Origin of the sequence: Rhizobium favelukesii, from assembly GCF_000577275.2 — a bacterium.
Taxonomy (GTDB): Bacteria; Pseudomonadota; Alphaproteobacteria; order Rhizobiales; family Rhizobiaceae; genus Rhizobium; species Rhizobium favelukesii.
Genome location: NZ_HG916855.1, coordinates 828,442 through 849,480 on the forward strand (window position 1 = coordinate 828,442; position 21,039 = coordinate 849,480).

The following is a 21,039-nucleotide window of genomic DNA, read 5'->3' on the forward strand; positions in this document are numbered from 1 at the left end:
GCTGGCAAGGAACTTGCTCTTGGCCTGTGTCGCCGCCATGGCCGCGTCGCGGGCGATCTCGAGCTCGGTTTCATGCCTCTTTAGCTTGCTGATATCGGTGTAGACAGCGACGATGCCGCCGCCAGTAATGCGCCGCTCATTGACCTGAATCCAGCGGTCCTGGCTGCGAAGTTGAACCAGCGTCAGCTTAGGATTGCGATGTGCCGCAAGCCGTGCGGCGAGCCATTCCTCCTCTTTGCCTTTCGCATCTTCGACGAGGCCCTTTTCCACTGCCCTCCGGACAATCGTCTCAAATTGTGCACCAGGCACGACGGCATCGGCGACGCCGGGATAGAGGATTTCCCTATATCGGCTGTTGCATAGAACAAGCCGGTCCTCGGCATCATAAAGGGCGAAGCCCTCGGAGATGCTCTCGATTGCATCGACGAGTCGCTGGCGCGCTTCGGCAACCTCGCGCAGGTTTTTTTCCTCGACCTCGACCGCAGTGTCACGGAACAGCAGAAGCGCCTTGGCCATGCGGCCGATCTCGTCGCGGCCCGTGGCAGGCAGTGGTGCTCGAAGATTGCCGCCGGCGATGGCAAGCATGCTTTGGCTCAGCCCCGACAAGCGGGCAAGAAGATTGCGGTCGACATACAACCAGACGATCAGAACTGAACTCAGGAGGCTCAGAACGGCCGAGCCAAGAACAACTCCGGTACCGTAGCGCTGGACGGTCGCAGCTTCACGACCAGCCTCGGTGATGTCACGGTTAGCCGCAGCTACGAGGCGATCCACGGCAACGGTTAAATTACGCGAGAGCTGAGCGTTCTCGACCAAAAGTTTTCCGCCCTTTGCGAGTAATGCGAGCTCATCCTCACGCGCCTGTGCAATGCTCTTCGGACCGTCGATCAACCCCTCGAACTCGTCAACACGCTGGCGGAATCGCGTCCGCAGCTTCTCATCCATCTCGGGCATCACCGCCGCAAGGGAGTCGACCGAGCGGCGCAGCGGAAAGGACATCAGTGCCAGGTCGCCGGGCGTCGGCGCAACCGCCGTCTTGAGCAGCGCGTCGTTGATCGCCGAAATCTCCCGTTGTGCCTTCTGTTGCGGGATGTAGGAGGCGATTGCCTGCGCAAGGTCTGTCGTAGCCGCCGCGCGTGCTTCGGGTGGTAGGGCGGCATCCGCCACGGCTGCACGCCACTGGGGGACCTTGGAGTTCATCACGAGGATGCCAGGCGCCACAAGACGCTGGCTTGCGTTTGTCGTAGCCGACAAGCGGCGCAGCAGCTCCTCTTTGCGCGCAACCACGGTGAGGCGAGCGGCGACAAGATTGTCGAGAGTGTTGAGGTTGCGCCGCAGACCGATCACCGCGGCTTCGATCTCAGCCACCGCCGCCGTGCTGACCGCGGTGCCTTTGAGCGCGGCAAGCAACTCTTCGAGGCGCGACATCTCCACCCCGATCGCAGCCGAGACCTGGTTGTGCTGAACCGTGCTGGTCGTAGCAAGTACGGCCGGCGCAGTGGCGGCGACCCGCTCCGCTTGGCGGGGGAGCTCGAGCGATGCAAGCGCGGACGGGACCCGGCGCTCCGTGATCCGCTCGACGACCTCGCCCACTTGGAGGAACGCATACACGGCCGCGGCAGTTGCGAGCACCGCGAAGGTGCTGATACCAAAGAAAGCGAAGAGTAAGCGGCCACGTATTCCGAGACGTTCAAACATCGCGGCGACCCATCGATCCGGCTGATGTGGTCAACATGGCCCGCACAGCTTTTTTCTCGAACGCGATCCGCAGTGATCAGCGTTGTGTTATTCCAACAGCACGTATTCGCCGCCCTTCCAGATATACCATACCCAGCTCTGAACAGTGAGGTCGCCTTTGTCGTCAAAGTCGATACGGCCCAGTACAGTATCAAATGAATGGGCGCGTAATGAAGCAATCACCTCGCGCAGCTTCAGCGAGCCGGCTTTCGTGACCGCCTGCGCCCAGGCTTGAACGGCGCTGTAGCTCAGCAGCGTGTAGCCTGCAGGTTCGAAGTTTTCTGCACGGAACCGCTCCACGACTGGGGCCGCTTCGGGGTTTCGCCGTGCGTCCGCGGAGAACGTGAAGAGGGTTCCCTCAGCGGCTGGACCGGCGATCAGGGCAAATTCCTCGGTCGCCAGAGCATCGCCAGAGACGAACTGAACCGCGTAGCCTTGGTCGTGTGCAGCGCGAACCATCAGCGCAACCTCAGCATGATAACCGCCGACATATACCACGGTGACCTTCGCAGCCTTTAGTGCAGCGATTTCAGCCGAATAGTCGTTCTTCGCAGGGGTGTACGCCTGGTAGATCGCTTCGGTCACACCTCGCTTGTTCAACTGCTTTCGGGTCTCATCGGCAAGGCCCCTACCATAGGTGGTGCCATCGTGAAGGATCGCAATCTTCTTGTCGACCCAATAATCGGCCAGGTAGTTGCCGGCCACGACGCCCTGCGCATCATCACGACCAATGACGCGGAACACGTTGGCACGGCCTTGTTCGGTCAGCAGCGGGTTGGTCGACCCTGGTGAAATCTGCAGAACTCCCGCCGCCTCATACACCTTTGATGCCGGGATCGAGGCTCCAGAGCAGTAGTGACCGACGACGAGCACTACACCGTCAGCCACGAGTTTTTTGGCGACGGCCACCGCTTGCTCTGGATCGCAGAAGTCGTCGACCGCGATGAGCCGCACCTGCTGGCCTAGAACGCCGCCCGCCGCATTGATATCGGCCACGGCCATCTCTGCGCCACGCTGCCCCTGTTCCCCGATCCACGCGAGCCGTCCGGTCATCGCGGCTGAAACGCCGATCAGCACCTCAGCGTGCGCGGAATAGCTGACCAAGGCTGCAAGTGCGAGAATAGCGACGGCGACGATGCGGTGCATGAAACAGCCTTCCGCCTTGATACCGGATTTTTTTGCACGAGAGCGGTACCGCAACTGCGCCAGCGGGGCGCGCCGTCATGATGTGGCAATCGCGACCCGCCGTGATCAGCAATCTGCTATTCCAGCGGCGCCCAATCGCCATCCCTCAAAATATACCATGCGGCGCTGAGGAGTGATATGGCCTTGGTGTCGATGGCGCTGAGCAGGGCACGTTCATGGCGAGCGCATGAGCAGCTCCGTCGCGAAGAGGGCTGTCGGCGAGGCTTGCCGAGCGGGACGGAGGATGGTCTGCCAATGGTCGGTTCTTCTGACCGAGGCCGGCAAAACAACAAATGCGAGTACGCGAAGATTTCCTTTCCGCATGAAGGATGATTTTACCGCCGTGACCTCGCTGAGCGCAGCCCGCCTGGAAACTCGTGAAGCCAGTGCGAAACGGACGAGGTGAATGCGAACCTTGGCTGTTCCCGGGACGCGATCGACCGCCGCCGAACAGAGCCGGCCAACGGGAGGGCCTGCGCCAGTCCGAATGGCGCTGGCTTCCAACCGGCCAAACGCTCTCCCAATCACCACGAAACTCTCGGCCGTCACACCCGAAAACACCAATCTTCACCCGCTGGGACCGACAAGCGACGCTGCGAGCAGCGGCCCGCCGGAAGATCCGATACACAAAACCCCATAGCTCACGGAATGCCGACCGCGGGTTCCTGCATGAGAGGCTTTCGTACGCCTGACGGCACCCGAAACCCTTCACCATGTCGGACATTGAGAGTTCTTAGCCGCATCCGAAAAAGCGGACATTTGCGCGAGCTGCCGAGACAGCAGGTTGATGCCATCGGGGAACTTCTGGCAATCGGACGGCAGTTCTCGTGGCGTTGGGTCCGCTTTTCTTCTAGTGCCCGGAGGCTAAACCAAGCCTTTTGACCGCGGGCATCGCGAAGCCCGCGGTCAGTCGTCACGCCGCTGCACCAAGTCCGTGGCGGGCAACGGTCCAGCAGAAACAGCAGCATTGAGGCCAAAGTCAGTATCGCGCCGGCACTCGCCAGAGCGGGCGAACCTCCGACGATGACCGTGGCAATGCCTGGGATCATGAGAGCGATACCGAGGATGGCGAGTCCGGCGTGAACGCGCGGAAGGATCCCCTCACGCTGCTGTGGGGGTCAGTCGGTAGTACAGACCAAACAACGCCAGCATGGTCCATCCCACCAAGTTGAGGTGCGCATGGGCCGGCGCCAGCAAGTGATCCTCGCTGATTGCCATCTGGATCCCCCAACCCATGCCAGAGGTGACACACACGACCGCCGCGAGAAAAAAGATAAAGGCGATGTCACGCAATCAGCCTCTCTGCGCCAGTCCGGGGCCGGTAAACTGCGAGCCATAGCGTGCCGCGCATTCGGCAACCGCGGCGATGTCACGCGGTATTTGAAAACCGCCCGCGGCGACTTCTTTGAAAAAGCCTTCAAAGCCACCTGGCGTCAGCACGGTAATGCAAACAGCGCCGTCTGGACCGGTGCGGAAGCTATGACGCTTGCCACGTGGGATATGCGCAGTCTCCATCGGACCGCGCCGAAACACGGTGCCCTCAAGTTCGAAATCAACGACACCTTCCAGCACAAGGAAGGTTTCGTCCTCGGCCTCGTGGACGTGCGAAGGCGGGCCTTCAAGCGGGCCGGCAACGCCGTGGACGATGGACATGGCGCCTTGAGTTTCGGCGGAGGACAACAGGATGCGATAGGTAGTGCCGTTCCAGCTATGAGACTGCTGTGGCTGAGTGTATATGTTCATGATGCATGGACCTTTGTGGTTGGTTGATGGGAAGGTCCCGGAGATAGCGCACCGCCGGGCTTGTGATAAATTGAATGATTGTATCGACTGAATTGGTCCCATGAATTTATCCGCGTTCGACCTCAACCTGTTGAAAGTGCTGGATGCCTTGTTGCGCGAACGGTCTACCGTGCGCGCCGGGGAGCGGGTTGGCCTATCGCAGCCGGCCGTGTCGGCGGCCCTTGGGCGGTTGCGCGCCGCCTTCGGCGATCCATTGCTGGTGCGTGATGGCCAGCAAATGCGCCCCACCGAATTTGCACTTGGTTTGGTGTTGCCGCTGACGCAACTGCTTGAGGATTCAAGCCGCCTCTTGAACCCGGCAAGCTTCGATCCAGTGAGTGCGGTGCAGACTTTCCGCATTGCAGCGTCGGATTTTTTCACCGAGATGATGCTTCCCGGCCTAATGGCTAACCTGGAACAGTGGGCGCCGGGCATTTCGCTGCGCTATACTGACTCGCTCAATCTTCAGACCATTGACGACCTACGAGAAGCCAGGCTGGATCTGCTGTTGTTGCCTGCGGGCAATTTTTCGCCCTGGGTCGATTGGCGACCGATTTTTCATGCCAGTTACGTTGTTGTTGCGCGGCAGGATCATCCGGTTCTACGCCAGCACCATGTTACGCCAGCGGCGGCGATGCCCGTCGAACTGTATTGCAGTCTGCGCCACGCCGCCTTCCGCGTCATCGAGATGGCGCCTGATCCAGAAACTGCCGCACTTGCTGCACTGGGCCTGCAACGCGAGGTAGTCCTGTCGGTGCCGACCTTTACGGCCGTCTTGCGGTCTGTGGCCGCGACAAACCTCGTCGGAATTGTACCGCGCCGGATGGCCCTGAAAGTGGCCATCGCAGAGGGGCTTGCCATTCATCCGCTACCCTTTGTTTTGCCGCCAACGCTGTTGGCTATGATTTGGCACCGGCGCAATTCCGCCTCTCGTGCACACGCCTGGCTGCGCGATCAGGTCTCCGAAATACTCACGCCACTCGATGATCTTGAACAGGCCAACGTCGGTAGCGCGGTATCGGGAAGCGCTGGCAATCTCGATTGATTGCGGGCCAGGTTTGCGTCCCGTATGGGCACCATGGAACGGCTGCTCTCGATACTTGGAAGCCGAAAACCGACTGTCAGTTTCCGACCATTTCGGGCCTCCAGGCGCAGTAGGGCAAACGTCTCCTACTGGCCCAAAGCCGCCATAAAGTTGTATCAATGCATCTCACAATTTCGCAACTTCATGTTGATATTAGTGCTTTTTCGAGAAAGCTAATGGTGGATTATGAAGTTCTTGCGCGCTTCCATTTTGGCTGCCGTTGGTATGGTGATCTTAGGAGACTTCATCGCCTTGATGACCCGATTTGACCGCCTGAGGGACCCAGATCGGGTTGGCTTTATTTTGAATGTTCCGACGATTCCATCATCCGTCCGAAACGTCGAATGTTCGTCGGGCGCTATCACCGATGTGATAATCACCTGCGCCTTCGCCATTGACGCCAAGGATTTTGATCAGCTTCTGGTCGGCTGGCAGTTTGAGAAAAGTACCAGCGGAAGAAGCACCTCATACATGAGTTATCCCGATCTCGGGCGCGAGTTCGATGTTGCGACTGCCTATAGCGCCGAACCAGAAAGCTTCAAACACGGCGGCAGCGTCGATCTCGTCAGCAACGCTGATCGAACGCTTGCCGTGGCAAGCAGGTTCGAAGAATGATCTTGTGTTGGCAGGTGTTAGGTACAACGGTGTCCGCATCCGGCCGATAGTGTTGAAAAAGTCGAAAATCCGAGCTTGCCGAAAGTCAGCCAATCCGCGATTTGAGCGAATGTTGCCGCTCGATGCTGTTTCACTTCCGTTACACGGCCCACACGCTGCCTGAACGCGAAACTGGCGGGCACCCCAGCTTAATATTCTGTGTCGGCCTCTACGGCCGTGAAAAAAAATCAGAGTTTGCAGAAAACGGACTTTTTCAACAGTATCGGCCCATTGCAGACGTGCACCCCGCTGCTGCGCAACAATGCGGACCATGGAGCATGTGCCACAAACCGTCGCGAGCGATTTAAGCTCGGCGCGTTGCACGCTGGCTGTCAGGGTCCTAGACTGGTGGGAACTCGGTCTTTCTCTTGATCAAGAGCGCTCGGCACTTTGAATTCATTCGGTCTGGTTTGCCGGATCAGGGTGCATCCGGCCCGACAACGGCACCGGCGTGACCGGCACCCGTGGCACTGAGAGTCAAGCTGGCAAACGCGATCTCGCCATCGGTAATGTAATGGTTGACCTTTCCGATGTTCAAACGTGAGCCAGATTGGTGCCGCGCGACCTCCCCGATTACTTGCTTTGCCCTCAGTTCATTGACTATGTAGTCGCGCTCGGCGTTCGTATCGGAATCGGTCTTATGTGTGACTTGGAATGTCAGCCAAGTCAGAGAAAGACCGGTATCTCTGGTGCCCGCCCCAACCCATAGGACCCGCTCCTCGGGCGATGGCCTGTCGGTATTCAACCAGAAGCTCGCCGCGCTCATGTCGTCCTCGGAATGGGCAAGACTAAGGGCCCAGAAACGGATGTGATGGCGCTTGCGGGGGCTATCGTCGATGGGCTCCTGGAATCCTATGTCCTGCCGTCGTCCAAAGAGATAGAAGGTGCTGAAAGGTGCGGTGGGATAGGCAGAGTTCATCAGGAAAGCGCGTATCATTCGGAACGAGCTTGCGATCCCCAAATGGTCGGCCGTGGACCAGCCTGCCGTTGCAAAGGCCTCGCGGAGTTGTTGAAGATTGCCGATGAGGGCGAAATTTATAGGATCGCCGGGCAGGCCATCGGCCGTGATCGTGTATCTGGGGATCAGCCCCCGATGAAGAACCTTCAGGGACAGTCGGACGACGTTCGGAAGAATGACGTAAGCAGCCAGGCCATATGTGAGGCACACCGCAACGAGCCATGGAAACCTGTGGTCCGCAGTATCGAAAACAACGAAGACGATCAGCCAAACGCTGAGTACACCCAGACAGAAAACCAGAAACCTCCGGAAAAGGCGCGTCAGCAATCTCAAGACACAGTCTCCTCGTCTGGCGTCTGATGGGCTGGCAGTCGCCCTCGCTGTTCGTCACCGGGATTTTAGCACCCGAGAGTATGCAAATGATAGCGCCGCCTTCGCTCATTATGGGCCATATCGAGCGAGCCCCCACCACACGCTAGAGCGCCGTACCTTTAATCGAACCCATAGCCTGCGGCTGTAAAATAGTTTCGACATTCTTGGCTGTTGAAGACCTTTCAGATGGATCCGAGCGCATTTGAGAGTGCGTCAAACGTGCGAGCGGCGGCGGCTCGGAGATGGGCCTTAATTTTGGCGAAGGCCATTTCGATCGGGTTCAAATCTGGCGAATAAGACGGCAGAAACAGGAGCCACGCACCAACTTCCTTGAGGCAGGCTTTGGCTTTATCGCTCTTGTGAACGCGAAGATTATCCAGGATGACGACATTGCCTGGTTCGAGTGTCGGCGCAAGCTGGGTCTCGATGTAGGTGTCGAAGATTTCCCGGTTCATCGGCCTGTCAATAATCCAGGGCGCAGTAAGACCGAAACAGCGCAAGCCTGCAATGAATGTCTGTGTCCCCCAGTGGCCAAAGGGCGCATCCGTGATGAGACGCTCGCCGCGCGGGGAGCGCCCACGCAGTCTCACCATCTTTGTGTTCACCGAGGTTTCGTCCAAGAAAACAAGTCGATGCGGTTCAAATCGCATCCGGGGTTGGCGTTTCGAAATCCAGACATCACGATCCTTTCGGATATCAGCGCGAGCGCGTTCCGACGCCATTATCTGTTTTTTTATATGTGTATCCCTGCGTTATCAAAAACCGCGACAGGGACGATGGTGGAATAACCAATCCATGTTCATCCTCAAGGCGACGGGCAAGCTCTGGCATGGTGATATCCGGTTTGCCTTCGACCTGTGCGACCAGGAAATCGCGAAACGCCGACAGTTTCCCTGCACCTGGTGGCCTTCCTTGACGCGCGGGGGTTATCAGCCCAGTCCGCTCCCGGCGTTGCAGCAGCTTGATCGCACTGCTGTCGCTGATTGCGAAATGACGGGCAGCGGCTCGCCGTGATTGGCCGCTAGCGACCATGGAAACAACACGCTGACGAAGATCAACAGAATGAGATTTACCCATGTGATTCACCTCCAACCGCAGTGAATCACACCAATACCCTCGTGAAAACCCCACTCGATTCTCAATTCAAGTGCGATGCTCTAGCGGAACCATGTGGCACTTGCTCCATAACGCCGCAAAAGTGGTGACCTCACCGCGAGCGTAAATGTCACCTCGCGAAGGTCGAGTATTCCTCCGATGAGGGACACTTCGCCTTTGTTTTCATCAGAAAGCAAGGCATCGAAATAGAACGGATCAAGCGATCACAAAAACTGTATTTCTTTGGCAATCGAAAGCTGCCGACGGCAATCTCTGATGCCGTGCCTCACAATTTCTCCCAAGAAGACTGCGTTAGTGGACCTTCCGCTGCCATCATCAAGATAAGGTTGGACGACCGGACCTACGTCCTCTTTGGTCAGGCACAGGCACAGGCACCGGCACCGTAGCTACAGCAATGTGAACGATGACCGCTTGTGGCGCATTCCGGCCAAGACCGTCTTCGTGGCCTTCGCCGGAAGGCGCTCGTCATTGCCCACGTGATGGTGGCCATCGGAGCAGTTCCGATGGGTGCCTGTTGTCTGCTGCCCAACTATGGCAAACGACTTCCGCATTATAATTCTGGCCGTTCTCAATGACGCGCGTGCTGTACATTGCCGTCGGCGGAAACCCACCTATCGCAGGCGTCCTTGAGCTTTGTTTTAGCCTCTTCGAGGGCCTCCTCGCCATATAAAGTCACGAAGCTCTGCTCATAGTAACCGTTCGCTGCCAGTTTCTGATGGATTTCTCTTGGCAGGGCATGCGGCGATAGTCGGCTGATCTCTTGGAAGTTATCTTTTCCGAGCCGCTCCATAAGATGAAGGCTATGTCTTGCCTCTACAATTACATTCACTAGCACCGTTTCTCGGTCGGGACTTGGATGGTCGGCGGGCATGAGACGGCATTCGACAGACAGTTCTTCCGGCAGACCATGCTGCTTGCCCTTTTCGGCCTCAGGAAAGAGCGAATAGCTTATGACCTTTCCATTAACGGTAGCCTGCCTAAAGGAATGCTGCGGCTGAGGCGCGGGGTGTTCGCAGAGGAGGGCATTCAGGCGAGCTAGAATAGCATCGGCAGACCCAACAAGGGCCTGACTTCCGAGTATCGTCAAACGGAGTTGCCCGTCTTTCGCACGAGGCACGCTGAAGATGAAGTTGGGACTGTTGAAATTCCTCTGCACGATTTTAAACGCGATTTGGGAATCAATTAGATCATAGAAGAGACTCGAAGGTATCATGGTCTTTCTCCCGATAGCTTTGGACTCGACAAGGGGGATAACGCGCGGCACGTTGGATCGCAGAAGCAAAACTGTGTGATCCGAATCGCTGTTCCTTCAGGGTCGCTCTCGCTGCCCGCGATGTCAAATTCATTGGTCTGCCGCAAGGTGGCGCTTCGGTTTTATGGATTGGGGCCGTAGTTGGTGAGTAGGTTGGCTCCCCAGGATAACATCCCGGCCCCTCCAATTCGCCGCCGCAAGTTCGGGCACCATGGGTGCGGATGTGGCCTGTGGGTGAGGAGAGGCGCTTGCCTCCTGCTAAAATGTGTAGGCCAAGCCGATGAGCAAGGCCACAAAGGCAGCTGCCGCGAACAATGCCCAGGTGCCCTCCTTGGACATAGCTTTCTCTTGGCCGTCGTAATTTGTTTTCTCATGGGTGGGCCCACAAGGATCGCTTGTGTTGTCTGACAAATCGCTTACTCCAATGTAGTACCTGACCAGGGCGGGCGGTTTGTTCCTGACGGTCGTTTGGCATCATTGGAGATCGACGCCGAGGTACTCGGACGGGAGATGCCTTGCGAATACCCTCGACGCCCCCCATCTCCAATGGGTCGGGCGAGCCGACTGCGTTCTCTTTCTGGCTACTGTTTTGCCAGCGGAAAGAATCGTGGTGATATCGGCCGGACTGCAGCTAACTGTCTCAAAAGGAATCCTATGAGCACCTTCGACGTCGCTGCCCTCCTGGTTGTCGCCGGATTTGCATTGGGCGCATTATCAATCAGTGGCTTTCTCTGGGTTCGGCCCATTTTTCAACAACGCGACGAACCCGTCCTTCATGACGATGCCCGCGACCTAGCCATGCGGATCGTTCTCATACTGGATGACTTCGTGGGGTCGTCCCATGCCGCCGCCATGGACTTTCCGGAAATCGACTTGAATGAGCCGTCGAACTTCTTCCTTCATTCCGATAATCCCGTTCTCTTGCTTCCAAAGGACGCGAACTGGACGCTGCTCGGGCGGGAGCTGTCTGACGAAATACGCTGGCTTCCGAACCGGTTGAGGAATGTGCTCGATGCGCTGGAATCGATTGAGATCGACCCTCCAGATTTCAACGATCTTTTCGAGCACCGACAGGAGGACTTCGCGCGACTCGGTTTGCGGGCTATGGACTTAATCGAAAGGCTTTGCTCCGAGTACGGATTGCCACTTCCCGAGCGCCCCGCCTATTTCGATCCGCGAAAAGGGCTTGTCGCAAAACTCCGGGAAATGGAAGAGTTCTGGAAGAGACGCGTCCAGAGTGCGGAGCGAGTTCCGTCTGGTGCGTCGAACATCACCCCAATATTTGGGAGGAACGGTTCGCCTGAGAACCAGTCAAAGTAGTCGACTGCAAGACGCGAAGGCCCCAGCTCCTTCGCGTGAATGCGGTGGAACCACCGACACGGAATTCCTCCCAGGTCAGAAATACCCTGAAAGATACGGTTCTGTCCGAAGATCAAGCTCGAGCGCTGGTTCTTGAGCGAAATCGCAAGATGGCGGGGTCGGCTCACGCTTATGTGCGGCAGCACGAAACGGATTTACGAGTGGCTATCGCAATCAGAGCACACTGAAATTCCGACCGGTCCGGCGATTTGGATTTGCGGCGATTGCGGGCAATCTTGGACCGGTTGCCACCGGCGAGGGGGTGCTCGCCATCCAAATCCGCGATCTCGATCAAACAGTTGTTGGAAATCGGCGTACGACCTGATCCGGCTTGCACTCTCGCTTGCAGTCGCGGCTCGCTCATCCGACCTGCTCGGCGTGACCACCGCCCTCATGCTGGAGCGCATGATGGAAGGAATACGGCAAAGGCTCATTGCGAGACCTGATCGAAAGCGATCGACCGCACCGCCCATCAACGGGCGGGGCTGGAGAATTCACAAACGGACCGACACCTACCGATGGTCAGCGAAATCAACTGATGAGATGTCTACGCTCCATTCAAAATCCTTGGGCGAAGGTTTGTCTGGTAAGCTCTCCAAGCCTCTATACTTATTTAGCGCCCAGCATGTCCCGTAAACGCCATGCGGCTCAATGATCTTGTAGCTGCTGAGATAGTCGGAGTAAGCTTCAATGCTGAAGCCTGGGCGCTTTGCGACCAATCGGAAGCGCACTACGTTGACCTGCTGGTCCGAGCCGTTGAACAACTGAACGAAAACTGGCTTGGCAGGGTCAAGGCAGCCTTGGGTGCCGGTGCTCGTGCCAACCACCAAGCCCGCTGAGTTGTTGCGGTCGGATTGCTGGAAGTAAACATAGATCCCGATCCCAGCGCCGACGAAAATGGCCGCAATCAGCGCAATCAACGTGGGGCGGGGAAACAGGAAGAAAAAAACTAAAACGATCGCGACCGCAACTATCATGAGGATCATCTGGCGTGCTCCATTTGATTCAGGAGCTAAAGCAGGCACCGATGACAGGCAAGGCTGGTTCGAGACCGACCTCATTTAATCTTCGTTAATCAGTCATTGGTCACGATCAAACCACTCCCAAGTTGCCGCCTCTTTGATCTCGATTTGAAAGATATCGACTGGGTAAGGAGTTACGTCGCCTTCATCCAGACGTTTGTGGTCGGAAGAGGCTGGCGTCGCCTCCTGGCCCATTCCAAACACATTGAGGGCACCAATAGCGGCTGTGTTGTAAAGTGAGCGGTAAGCTCGAACCATAAGAGCTACTGCCGCCAGCGCTTTCGAATGAAGCCATTTCGTGGGCCGGTCAGAAACGACCGAATTATCGCCAAATAGATCGTGGTTCCGTTCGCAGATGTTGGCACTCTTATTAAGGGAAACCGTAGAGGTCTTCAATTAAGCCGTAAGCGCGATTTTCGATGCGTATTGACGCCTGTTCCACACCGAACGGCGGATAGCATCGGTCGCGGTATCCGGCTCTATTCGGTCGTGGAGGTCTTGGAGAAGTTGAACGGGAGCAGGTCGCCGATGTCGGCATTCTCTTCGCGCTGTGGCAACTCGGTGAGTACGTGGCGCAGCCAGATCAGAGGGTCGACGCCACAGGCGCGGCATGTCAGCATCAGACTGTAAATCACAGCACTGGCCTTGGCTCCGTCAGCAGTGTCGCTGAACAGCCACGATTTTCTTCCGGTCGCAAAAACCCTGATGTCGCGTTCCAGGATGTTGTTATCGATCGGCATCCTGCCGTCGCTGGTGTAGCGCGTCAGATAATCCCATTGGTTCAGGGTGTAGGACACAGCATCGCCGAGCTTGGTATCCGGCACGACCTTCGGCGCGATGTTATCGAGCCACGTCTTGAGGGCGTTCAGGACAGGCAAACTGTGCTGTTGCCGGAAGCGGCGAATGCAGGCGGCCTGCGTTTCACCGGCGTCGGGCTTTATCTCTCGCGCCTGCCTCTCGATCCGGTAGAGCTGCTCGAAGAACCTGAGCGCTTGCTCCGGCGGGCCGCCGCCATTCTTTCTTGCCTTGAGGGCTTCGACGAAGCGCCGCCTGGAGTGAGCCATGCATCCGACATGGGTTGCGCCATGCAATGTGCGCCAGGCTGTGTAGCCATCGCTCACCAATATGCCGCGGTAGTCACCAAGGAAGGTCTGCGGGTGGATCTGGCCGCGCCCGGGCTGATAATCGAGCAGTACGATTGGCTGGTCACTGTCTTCGCCGCTGCGATAGGCCCACATGTACGATGTGCTGGTGGCCTCCTTGTCCTTTTCCTTGAGGACTTGAACCGTCGTCTCATCGCCATGAATGAGAGGCTGCGATCGCAACCGCAGTTTCAGCGCATCATAGATGCGGTGCAGATGCTTCTCGCTTGAGCCGATGACCCAGTGAGCGAGAGCGCCGCGGCTGATCGGAACACCAGCACGCTCGAATGTCTGAGCCACGCGGTAAAGCGGTGTGCCGTCGACGTATTTGTGGACGAGCGCGAAGGCTAACGTCGAGGCGGTAGCGATGCTGCCCGGCAGGGGCTGCGTCGGCATCGGTGCGATCACGACGGGTATGTTGATCCCGGTGCGGTCGCAATGGCGGCAAGCGTACTTGAACCGCACATTCTGTAGGACCTTTGCCTTGACCTCGATATGGAGCTGCTCGGTAACAGCCTCGCCCATGCGATGCATCTGACCCTGGCAGCAGGGACAAGACTTCTGATCGTCGGGGAGGTCATATTCGACGCGCTCGCGTGGCAGGTCTTCTGGCAGAGGTCTGCGTCCACGCTTCTTTCCCGTTTGACCTTCTACCGCTGGCAGGCCGGTGTCCGGAAGCTCGACAACATCGCCTGCTTCGCTGCCATCCTCGACCGCAGCCTCTTCGGCCTCGTTGAAGAGACGATCAATGTGCTTTTCACTGCGGGGGGCAAAGCGATGGAGTTTTGCCAGTGCAAGCTCTTCTTCCAGCTTGACGACCCGCTGCGAGAGCGCTTCCTTCTCGGCTTTGAGCGCAGCGATTTCGGCAGCATTGGCTGCCAATTGCGCCATCAGTTCTGCAATGCTCGGTTCGCCGGTGCGAGTCATCAGATTCTTGAATCTGAACCGCCCAGCCGCGTCAACTGCTCAATTCGACATCCGTCAGCCGGCAATCTGATATTGCCGCACCGGATGGCGCACCATTGCGTCGATATCGATGCCATCGAGGATCCAGTGAAGCTGTTCTGTCGTCAGCATGACCACCGGCACCTCGCAACGGGGCCATCTGAACCTGTCCTCGGTCAACCGCTTCAGGACCATCACAAAACCGGAACGATCAAAAAACAGCAGCTTCATTCGGTCACGCCGGCGATTGCAGAAGGCAAAAACCGCAGGCGCAAACGGATCCAGCGCCATCGTCTCCTGGACCAGGACCGCCAGGCTGTTGATGCCCGCGCGGAAGTCGATCGGTTCGCGATGCAGGTAAACCTTGAGATCACCGCCCAGTCTGAACATGACCCAGCGCTCCTATGATTGCTTCCAGCACTTCCACACCGGCGCACTCGACGGTCAGGCTGACCCCGTTCGGCAGGAGTGCGCTCACCTTGGATGCGGGAAGGCACTGGCTCAATGGCTTGGTCTTCTTCAGATCGCCAGCAGAACCCGAGTGCATATCCGGAGCAATCTGAACCGGAACGAACGCCGAGGCCAAAGGCAATTGACGCTCCGCTCTGGACTTCTTCATCCACTTCCGGACGAGATTCGCATTGACGCCGTGCTCCAGCGCCAGCCGCGAGACCGAAACGCCGGGTTCTAAGCACGCCGCGACAAGCTGATCTCTCGACGCAGGGTCATATCGACGGCGGCCGTCGCGACCAACAAGCCGTACCTGCAGTTTAGGAGCATCTTCATCCATGATTTGGTGTCCACCTATTTTTTGGTGGACGCTTCATGCCTCACAGCACTCCGCTACAGAAGGCGCACAGAAATTAGCGCTTACATTAAGCCTGCAAGCCGGGTTGTTTCAAGCATGACCGCTCTTGGGCCCGAAGCTGCCCTTTATGGAGACGCCTCAGCAGGTCAGGTTAGGTGGAGAGCGGCCGTTCGGCCACGGGCTGCGATGCGCCAAAAGGAGACGCTATGCGGCTCGAAGTAGGTCGCAATCATCAATGACGCGTTTCGCCCGACCTCATAGCGGCAGAATGTTCTGGTTCATGTGGAAGAGATTGTCTGGATCGTAGTCACGCTTGACCTTCTGAAGCCTTGCGTAGGTTTCAGCACCGAAAGCGTCGCTAACAAGATTCTCACCTTCTCCAAATCCGGGAAAGTTCAGATACAGGCGGCCGGTGGAATAGGGCTGCATGTCCCCCCAGACGTCGCGAACCCACTCGATGTTGGCATCGTCATCCGTCGGATCGGACCAGATTGCATCGAGGCTCAGCATGAACGGCATGGAGCGGTCGCCAAAGGCGGTGGCATCGGCGGCAACGCGTTGTACCGCACCGCCAAACTTCCAGATCGAGGCAAAAGTCATCTCGGACGGACGTTTCGCCACGCGCTTGGTGATATCGGCGATAACGCCATTGTCGAGGCCCGAGAGGTATGTCGATTTCCAGTAGCAGCGATCGCGGCCCGTGGGAAACAATCCGTCGTAGATGGACTGCAGTGCACGGTATGGCATGCGGCCGCTGAAATCGAGCAGCGGTTCACCAAAGCTGCGCAGAGGCTGCGTGACATGCTCTCCCTCTTCGGCCAGACCATCATAAACTGTGGCGAGCGCCAAGACACGCATGCCCCAGGTGTATTCCGGATACGCCGGATCACTGGGTATGGTGGAAAATTCGGCGAGACCGCTTACTTCTTCCGGTGCCGAGGCCATGTAGTCACGCCATTTCGCAAGGATGTCGTTGGCGCACTCTTCGGGATAGGCGGGAGCGCAGAACATCAGCTCTTCTGCGATCGGATGTAGGCAAAATTCAAAGTTCACGACAATGCCGAAGTTGCCGCCGCCACCCTTCAGTGCCCATAGCAAGTCGGCGTTTTCCGTCTCGCTCGCATGGATCACGTCACCCCCGGCGGTAACCACATCGGCGGCAATGAGATTGTCGCAGCTAAGACCGTGCGTTCCCCGCAGCCAGCCGATGCCACCCGACAAGGTAAGCCCGGCCACACCCGTGGTCGAAATCAGTCCGCCGGGCGTGGCGCGTCCGAAAGGCGTCGTTGCGGCGTCGACGTCGCCCCATGTGGCACCGCCTTCAACATACGCCCGGTCAAGTCCAGATGTAATGCGGACAGCATTCATCGGAGACATGTCGATCATCAGGCCTCCATCACAGACGGCATAGCCGGCGACATTGTGTCCGCCACTGCGAACGGCAATGGCGAGTCCGTGGGTGCGAGCGTGGTTTACCGACGCAATGACGTCGGCGGCGTTGCGGCATCTGGCAATCAGCGCGGGCCGCCTGTCGATCATCCCGTTCCACACCACCCGCGCAGCGTCGTAAGCGGCGCTTCCCGGTGCGAGCAGTTCGCCGCGCAGTTCGTTGCGGAGTGCTTCATCCGTCATGTCGAGACCTCCTCTAGGCTCGCAGGAGCCTAGTAGCGTCGGACGTTTGGGACTAAAGTCGAAAATGCTGAAAGGCGGTCGTTTCTGCCATGCTCGATCAAAACAGCCGCATCAATGTTGCCATCCTCGCGGTGCCGGAGGTCACGGCCTCGGCGTTGTTCGGCATGTTTGACCTGTTTTCTTCACCCGGCCGGGATTGGTCCTACATCGTAAGTGGTGAAGCAGGCGAACAGCGCATGCAGCCCTATATCGTCGCTCGATCGCGTGATGGTTTCGAAGCCGCGAATGGCATCTGGGTGAAGCCGGACTATGATTTCAACGGATGCCCGCGCCCTCATATCGTGTGCATTCCGGATTTCTTCGTCAATCCGGGCGAAAGCGTCACTGGACGGTATGAACCTGAAGCGAGATGGCTGAAGCGGTCGCACGAGGAAGGCGCGATGTTGGCCAGCGCGTGTTCAGGTGCGGTGTTGCTCGGCGAAGCCGGGCTGCTCGTTAATTGTGATGCTACAATTCACTGGGGCTATGTGGCGACGCTCACCAACAACTACCCGGGGGTCAGGGTGAGAGTGGATCGGTCTCTCGTGCTGAGCGGCGAAGCGCAGCGCATCGTCATGGCGGGGGGCGGATCGAGCTGGCAGGACCTTGCACTGTATCTGATCGCGCGGTTTGTCGGTTTGAAGGAAGCAATGGAAGTTGCCAAGGTCTACATGCTGCAATGGCATGACATGGGACAGCAGCCATTCGCGTCGCTCATGAGCCTCCGGCAGACAACCGATGTGGTGATCAACAGATGCCAGCACTGGGTGGCGATGAACTACAAGACTCGCGCTCCGGTCGCCGCGATGGTAGCACTTTCCGGCCTTCCGGAACGCTCTTTCATCCGCCGCTTCACCAAGGCCGCGGGCATGACTCCCCTCAACTATGTGCATGCACTGCGCCTCGAGGAAGCCAAGCAGATGCTGGAAACCACCGATTTACCGATCGAGGCGGTCGCCAACGAAGCTGGCTACGAGGATGCGAGCTTCTTCGGCCGTCTGTTCCGCCGTGAGACTAGCCTGACACCTGGGCACTATCGCCTACGATTTGGCTCCTTGGGCAGGACGCTGAAGCCCAAATAGGGAGACATGCGTCGAAGCTGATTGTTCTCCTGTTGAGCGAGTGGCGGCCAGCACGGGAGGACATATCCAGTGCTATCGTCGAGCGGCAGCTAGGGGTCGCCTGCAGCCATATACACAATCTGCGCTACGGCGGCTTTTTGGCGCAAAGTTGTCGACGTTCTCAGTCCGCTCTCGGCCCGAAACGGTCATCGCGAGGGAGATTTCCAGACAGCCTCAATATGGTTTCCATCTGGGTCAATGACGAAGGCCGCGTAGTAATGCGGACCGTAGTGCGGCCTGAGACCCGGACCTCCATTATCTACGCCGCCGTGCTCCAATGCCGCGAGATGGAATGCGTTGACCGCTTCTCGGCTAGGGGCAGCAAAGGCCAAGTGATGCCCTGAGCCACCAGAGATCGCGGCACCAGCGCGAAGCTTAATAGCGAACTTGTCTCCGGAGTCTGGCGGTCCGTAGCCGATAGCTTGATCAGCACTGCCGGGCGTTAAATCTTCCCAGACCCTCGAATACCCCAAAGCGGAAAATACCGCATCATAGAAGCTGGACGAGGTTTGAATGTTTGAGACGCCAAACGAAGCATGATGAAGCATTGTGCCCTCACTTTCGACCGATGCACGAGAGCAATATACTCAGGCCTCTGCGCCTGAAGCAATGTCCGCTTATGGCGCTTTCCGGCCAAGGCTATCGTCGCCTGTCGGCCAGAAGCGGACTTTGAAAATTGTACGGATCTTCCTCACTAATCTAACACCGGTCGCTGGTAGGACGTACTTTCCGGTTAAACCGACGGTGAGAGAGTGAAGTTCGCGCGGGCACTAATGCTAATTCTAGGCGGTTCGGCTGTGTTGTGGGGGTTCATGACGGCGATGAATAGCCTTGACCGTCTAAAAGACCCCGGTCGTGTAGCCTTCTAAACATTCGGTCGGCTCCTCCGTCCGTCCGCGATGTCGATTGTTCATCAGGTGCCGTGATCGTCTCCTGCGCCTTCGCAATCAACCCAGATGACTTCGAACCGCTTCTGGCTGGTTGGCAGTTCGACAGCGACGCTTCCGGAAGAAGCAGCTCTTACATGATCTATCCGAACCTCGGGCGCGATTTTGATGTTGCAGCTTCTTACGGCTTCGATCGGACAGTTTCGAACACGGAGGCAGCGTTGAGCTGTTGACTAACGCAGATAGGACCCTTGCTGTCGCGAGCAGATATGAGGAGTGAGCTCTTTGATGACTGCTCATGGCGCTATGTCGTCAATGTTCTCGTACGCTGCGGGCCTTTTCGCGGTCATTCGCCCTTGTTTCTGAGCGCGTTGCTAAACCCCTTCAGGTTGCTATGGTGAGACACCACCGACTTTGCATGGGGTAACGTATGATCGACCGAGATGGGCCGGGAGGAGAAGTGTTGTTGGCATGGTTCGGAGAGGTGCCAACTTTCCACGATGCCGAGATTATCAGTCTGTCTCTTAGCCGCACCGGAGCGAGCGAAGTGGAGATTCACGGCTGGATCGTGACCGACGGTGTCGATCCGAATGGGTATGATAGACCTTGTCGTTTCCGGCGTCGTAGGATCGACAACCGTTGGTAAACAAGGAACTGGCCCCTATGCCCACCCATCATGCGAAGTGTACTTGTGGCGCTCTTTCCCTCGAGGTCGATGGCGATCCTTTGCACAACCACGTATGCACTTGCACGCGTTGTCAGCGTGCATCTGGCAGCGCACTTGCGCACAATGTGTGATTCCTTGAGGAAAATGTCCGGATCATCTCTGGAGAATACTCCATATGGTTTCCGCGAGGCGAAACCACACCTGATGTGATGAAGGCTTTTTGCCCGATCTGTGGTGGGGGCGGATTTTCGAAATCCGGAACATATTTTCCCGGCACTGTCGTCATCGCGGGCGGCACATTCGCCGATCCGTCCTTTCCTGCGCCGGATCATGTTCATTGGTGGGACAATCGCCCGCATTGGATCGACCTAGCCGAGCCGATCGAGCGTCATGCCGGAAATTGAACTCTCCTGGTATCGCCTACGTTGCAATCTTGGTGGCGCTCATCGCACTCGTGTTGTTCAGCATGTACTTGAAGTAATGTCTGCTCCTGGCGCTCTGCGGACGAGGCTGTTGTCGCCTTCCGGCCCAAAGCAGTCATCCATCGGGCCACCGCCAGTGCGCTGAAATCGGAACGTATCCGACCGAGCTACCTGCCTATCGGCTAGGTTGGATATCGTTTACGCGCCTTGAACGGGAGGATGCCATTGTCCATCTACGGCCCATCACCCGTTTCGATGACGTCCTGTGGCAGGCTATATAGCTCGGACGTTCGATGTCGTCCGGGTTAAGGAGGGAGGCGCTTCCCGTTCGGGTCGAGCGCCTCCTTCCGTTTCAGTTTCCCTTTCATTGCAGCCCTCCTTTCAGAGCCGTTCGTAGGTCACGCGCCAACCTTCTTGGGGATCGGCGGGCGTGATCGTGAGTTGATCGGCATCGACCTCGAACTTGCGCTCCATGCGCTGGCCGATGAGATTTCGGACAAGCGACGATTCCACGGTGATGGCGAACGTCTTTTTGGTTTCGTCGACTTCGACCGGGCCATAGTATGCCTCGTAGCCATTTGCTGTGTAGGGCGTCGGTTCCGCGGCGGCGTCCGGGTTCATCGCCTGGACGGAGAGCGTTCCGCCTTGCGAGAAGATGACCTGGCCGGAATAGGGGATTTCGGTCTGCTTGCCCCTCGCGTCGGTGACCTGGAGCGACGTCATGCGCCACGTCCCTGTTATCGCAGACTTGCTGTCATAGGCGAAGGCGGGAGAGGACGCGGCCAGCGTCAGTGCGATAAGCGCGATCTTGAAGTTTTTCATTCGGTTGATCCTCTTCGGGTGGTGGCGTTGATG

At 57.7% G+C, this 21,039-nt stretch carries 18 protein-coding genes and 3 pseudogenes; 6 read left to right on the forward strand and 15 right to left on the reverse strand.

The window, feature by feature from the left end:
• Positions 1-3 precede the first annotated feature (3 nt).
• The 4 genes and pseudogenes from LPU83_RS74845 to LPU83_RS67475 form a co-directional block, all read right to left on the reverse strand.
• Positions 4-1,698: pseudogene (locus tag LPU83_RS74845) on the reverse strand (PAS-domain containing protein); the annotation flags it as partial.
• A gap of 87 nt (positions 1,699-1,785) precedes the next feature.
• Positions 1,786-2,883 carry a branched-chain amino acid ABC transporter substrate-binding protein gene (locus LPU83_RS67465; protein ID WP_024318946.1) on the reverse strand — a complete coding sequence of 366 codons (1,098 nt, stop codon included), beginning with the start codon at positions 2,881-2,883 and terminating at the stop codon, positions 1,786-1,788.
• 1,140 nt (positions 2,884-4,023) lie between these two features.
• Positions 4,024-4,215: a hypothetical protein gene (locus tag LPU83_RS75495; protein ID WP_245272608.1), complete on the reverse strand. Its 192-nt coding sequence runs from the start codon at positions 4,213-4,215 to the stop codon at positions 4,024-4,026.
• The gene (locus LPU83_RS67475; protein ID WP_024319153.1) at positions 4,216-4,665 is read right to left on the reverse strand and encodes a cupin domain-containing protein; all 450 of its coding nucleotides are present in this window, start codon (positions 4,663-4,665) and stop codon (positions 4,216-4,218) included. It lies immediately after the preceding gene.
• A gap of 136 nt (positions 4,666-4,801) precedes the next feature.
• Here LPU83_RS67475 and LPU83_RS67480 point away from each other — a divergent pair, with 136 nt between their 5' ends.
• Entirely contained in the window at positions 4,802-5,749 is a 948-nt protein-coding gene (locus LPU83_RS67480; protein ID WP_231052158.1) for a LysR family transcriptional regulator, read from the forward strand.
• Between the two features lie 225 nt (positions 5,750-5,974).
• The gene (locus LPU83_RS67485; RefSeq protein WP_024319151.1) at positions 5,975-6,403 is read left to right on the forward strand and encodes a hypothetical protein; all 429 of its coding nucleotides are present in this window, start codon (positions 5,975-5,977) and stop codon (positions 6,401-6,403) included.
• 457 nt (positions 6,404-6,860) lie between these two features.
• Here LPU83_RS67485 and LPU83_RS67490 read toward each other — a convergent pair whose 3' ends face one another.
• From LPU83_RS67490 to LPU83_RS67500, 3 genes and pseudogenes are all read right to left on the reverse strand, one after another.
• Entirely contained in the window at positions 6,861-7,733 is an 873-nt protein-coding gene (locus tag LPU83_RS67490; RefSeq protein ID WP_024319150.1) for an LssY C-terminal domain-containing protein, read from the reverse strand.
• Positions 7,734-7,957: 224 nt separating this feature from the next.
• Positions 7,958-8,849: pseudogene (locus LPU83_RS67495) on the reverse strand (IS630 family transposase); the annotation flags it as partial.
• Between the two features lie 607 nt (positions 8,850-9,456).
• Complete coding sequence (locus LPU83_RS67500) at positions 9,457-10,101, reverse strand: hypothetical protein (RefSeq protein WP_024319177.1); 645 nt, start codon at positions 10,099-10,101, stop codon at positions 9,457-9,459.
• A 585-nt stretch (positions 10,102-10,686) separates the two neighbouring features.
• Between LPU83_RS67500 and LPU83_RS67505 the strand changes: the two genes are divergently transcribed.
• Together LPU83_RS67505 and LPU83_RS74850 are read left to right on the forward strand one after the other, a co-directional pair.
• Positions 10,687-11,460, forward strand: coding sequence for a hypothetical protein (locus tag LPU83_RS67505; protein ID WP_141652650.1), 774 nt, complete (start codon positions 10,687-10,689; stop codon positions 11,458-11,460).
• Between the two features lie 149 nt (positions 11,461-11,609).
• Positions 11,610-11,946 (forward strand): annotated as a pseudogene (locus LPU83_RS74850) (DUF2252 family protein); the annotation flags it as partial.
• Between the two features lie 65 nt (positions 11,947-12,011).
• Here LPU83_RS74850 and LPU83_RS67510 read toward each other — a convergent pair.
• From LPU83_RS67510 to LPU83_RS67535, 6 genes are all read right to left on the reverse strand, one after another.
• Positions 12,012-12,485 (reverse strand): hypothetical protein, encoded by a 474-nt coding sequence (locus LPU83_RS67510; RefSeq protein WP_024319175.1) that lies wholly within the window; start codon positions 12,483-12,485, stop codon positions 12,012-12,014.
• A 93-nt stretch (positions 12,486-12,578) separates the two neighbouring features.
• Entirely contained in the window at positions 12,579-12,917 is a 339-nt protein-coding gene (locus LPU83_RS67515; protein ID WP_040680929.1) for a hypothetical protein, read from the reverse strand.
• A gap of 83 nt (positions 12,918-13,000) precedes the next feature.
• Positions 13,001-14,590 (reverse strand): IS66 family transposase, encoded by a 1,590-nt coding sequence (gene tnpC, locus LPU83_RS67520; protein ID WP_040680932.1) that lies wholly within the window; start codon positions 14,588-14,590, stop codon positions 13,001-13,003.
• 54 nt (positions 14,591-14,644) lie between these two features.
• A complete protein-coding gene (tnpB, locus tag LPU83_RS67525; protein ID WP_037069548.1) occupies positions 14,645-14,998 on the reverse strand; it encodes an IS66 family insertion sequence element accessory protein TnpB in 354 nt (117 codons plus the stop codon).
• Entirely contained in the window at positions 14,979-15,398 is a 420-nt protein-coding gene (gene tnpA / locus LPU83_RS67530; protein WP_037069550.1) for an IS66-like element accessory protein TnpA, read from the reverse strand. The genes tnpB and tnpA overlap by 20 nt, the downstream gene beginning before the upstream one ends.
• 273 nt (positions 15,399-15,671) lie before the next feature.
• Positions 15,672-17,048 carry an FAD-binding oxidoreductase gene (locus tag LPU83_RS67535; RefSeq protein ID WP_029710474.1) on the reverse strand — a complete coding sequence of 459 codons (1,377 nt, stop codon included), beginning with the start codon at positions 17,046-17,048 and terminating at the stop codon, positions 15,672-15,674.
• A gap of 89 nt (positions 17,049-17,137) precedes the next feature.
• On the opposite strand from LPU83_RS67535, the gene LPU83_RS67540 reads away from it, so the two are divergent.
• Positions 17,138-18,169, forward strand: coding sequence for a GlxA family transcriptional regulator (locus LPU83_RS67540; protein ID WP_024318533.1), 1,032 nt, complete (start codon positions 17,138-17,140; stop codon positions 18,167-18,169).
• Positions 18,170-18,354: 185 nt separating this feature from the next.
• Here LPU83_RS67540 and LPU83_RS67545 read toward each other — a convergent pair whose 3' ends face one another.
• Positions 18,355-18,756 (reverse strand): VOC family protein, encoded by a 402-nt coding sequence (locus LPU83_RS67545; protein ID WP_082321336.1) that lies wholly within the window; start codon positions 18,754-18,756, stop codon positions 18,355-18,357.
• A gap of 1,002 nt (positions 18,757-19,758) precedes the next feature.
• Here LPU83_RS67545 and LPU83_RS76090 point away from each other — a divergent pair.
• Complete coding sequence (locus tag LPU83_RS76090; RefSeq protein WP_442980798.1) at positions 19,759-19,893, forward strand: GFA family protein; 135 nt, start codon at positions 19,759-19,761, stop codon at positions 19,891-19,893.
• A 672-nt stretch (positions 19,894-20,565) separates the two neighbouring features.
• Here LPU83_RS76090 and LPU83_RS67555 read toward each other — a convergent pair.
• The gene (locus tag LPU83_RS67555; protein ID WP_024318535.1) at positions 20,566-21,006 is read right to left on the reverse strand and encodes a lipocalin-like domain-containing protein; all 441 of its coding nucleotides are present in this window, start codon (positions 21,004-21,006) and stop codon (positions 20,566-20,568) included.
• Positions 21,007-21,039 lie beyond the last annotated feature (33 nt).